The organism is Streptomyces otsuchiensis (assembly GCF_004305975.1).
Taxonomy (GTDB): Bacteria; Actinomycetota; Actinomycetes; order Streptomycetales; family Streptomycetaceae; genus Streptomyces; species Streptomyces otsuchiensis.
The window spans coordinates 1-292 of sequence record NZ_BHZI01000647.1 but is presented as its reverse complement, the minus strand read 5'-3'; the positions used below and the strand labels follow the sequence as shown (position 1 = coordinate 292).

The 292-nt window shown below is 65.1% G+C and carries 1 pseudogene; it reads right to left on the bottom strand.

The window, feature by feature from the left end:
- Positions 1 to 292, bottom strand: a pseudogene (locus E0D90_RS26995) (putative T7SS-secreted protein); the annotation flags it as partial.

Below are 292 nucleotides of genomic sequence, written 5' to 3'. Positions count from 1 at the left end.
TCCAGCTTCGGCCAGTACGTCGCCAACGCCGCAGCCGCCAGATCGTAAGAGGTGTGCAGCTTGGTCAGGTTCGGCGGGACCTTCTCGAACCGCTCCTTGAACGCGTCCGCCGTCAACCCGACGAAGGTGGCAAGGGAGTCGGACTCGACCATTCCCCGGATCGTCGACAACGCCTCCGCCGCATCATCAGCGAAGGTCTCCAGACGCTCCGCCAGCCGCTTGATCCGCTCCGGATCACCCGGCGTCGGATCCGACGACAACCCCAACACCGACCAGTCAGACGAACGCCCCA